Origin of the sequence: Streptomyces sp. NPDC047525 (assembly GCF_040643025.1) — a bacterium.
GTDB classification, from domain to species: Bacteria; Actinomycetota; Actinomycetes; order Streptomycetales; family Streptomycetaceae; genus Streptomyces; species Streptomyces durmitorensis.
Map to the genome: position 1 here is coordinate 1 of NZ_JBEYTL010000055.1, position 1,280 is coordinate 1,280.

A 1,280-nucleotide genomic window follows, 5' to 3' on the forward strand; every position below is an offset into this window, starting at 1 on the left:
TCCTGATTGACGGCCGAACCCCGCACCACACCCAGCACCTTGTGCCCAAGACGCCGCGCATCCGAAAGACGCTCCAACGCCAACAACCCGACGCCTTCGCCCCAGGCCGTCCCGTCGGCATCCGCCGAGAACGGCTTGCACCGCCCATCCGGCGCCAGACCACGCTGCCGCGAGAACTCGATGAAACCACCAGGACTCGCCAACACCGTCACGCCGCCGGCCAGGGCGAGCGTGCACTCCCCCTGCCGCAGCGCCTGCATCGCCAGATGCAGTGCCACCAGCGACGACGAGCACGCGGTGTCCACCGACACCGCGGGCCCCTCGAACCCGAACGAGTACGACACCCGGCCCGACAGCACACTCGCCAGGTTGCCGGTCATGGTGTAGCCCTCGACGCTCTCCGCCAGGTGGTCCACATCAGGGACGTACGCGGAAGACGAGGCGCCGACGTAGACGCCAGTCCGGCTGCCCCTCAGCGCCTGCGGGTCCAGGCCCGCCCGCTCCAACACCTCCCACGAGGTCTCAAGAAGCAGCCGCTGCTGCGGATCCATCGCCAGCGCCTCACGCGGCGAAATCCCGAAGAACTCCGCGTCGAAGCCCGCCACATCGTCCAGGAAACCACCGCGACGGACATACGACTTGCCCAGGCTCTCCGGGTCCGGGTCGTACAGGTCCTCCGGCCAGTCCCGGTCACCGGGCAGCTCCGAAGTGGCATCGACCCCCGCCGCCACCAGGTCCCACAGATCCTCGGGCGACCGCACCCCGCCCGGGAAACGGCAGGCCATCCCGACCACCGCGACCGGCTCGCGGGCCGCCTGCGCGACCTCGCGCGAGGCATCGGTCAGCCGCTGGTTCTCCCGTTGCAGCCGGTCCCGCTCCTTCAGTGAGGCGCGGAGCCCGCGGATGAGTTCCTCGTTCGATGCAGCCATGCTCGTCCCCTGCTTTCGGAATCAGTTCAGGAATCGGTGCCGAGAGCGATCTGGAGAAGGTCATCGACGTCCATGTCGTCGATGGCGCCCTCGCCCGATCCGGATGTCTCGGAGTCCTCGGCCTCGGGGTCCTCCAGGCCGAGCAGGACCAGCAGCGGCTTCATCAGCCCGGCTTCCCTGAGCCTGGTCAGCGGTACACCCATCAGCGCCCGGCGGATCTCCGCCTCGACGGACGCGCCCTGAACCTGCTCCTCCCGTGCCATGTCGGCTGTGTTGGGGGTGAGTTGTTGGTGGAGGTGTTCGGTGAGGGTGGTGGGGGTGGGGTGGTCGAAGATTGTGGTGGCGGGGAGG

2 protein-coding genes are annotated in these 1,280 nt (G+C 68.8%); both read right to left on the reverse strand.

The features are described 5' to 3' along the window. Positions 1–929, reverse strand: a 929-nt coding sequence (locus ABZ833_RS45605) for a polyketide synthase (RefSeq protein ID WP_361060042.1), incomplete at its 3' end; no start/stop codon positions are given. 26 nt (positions 930–955) lie between these two features. Beyond that, positions 956–1,280: acyl carrier protein (locus ABZ833_RS45610; RefSeq protein ID WP_361060044.1), on the reverse strand; the 325-nt coding region annotated here is incomplete at its 5' end.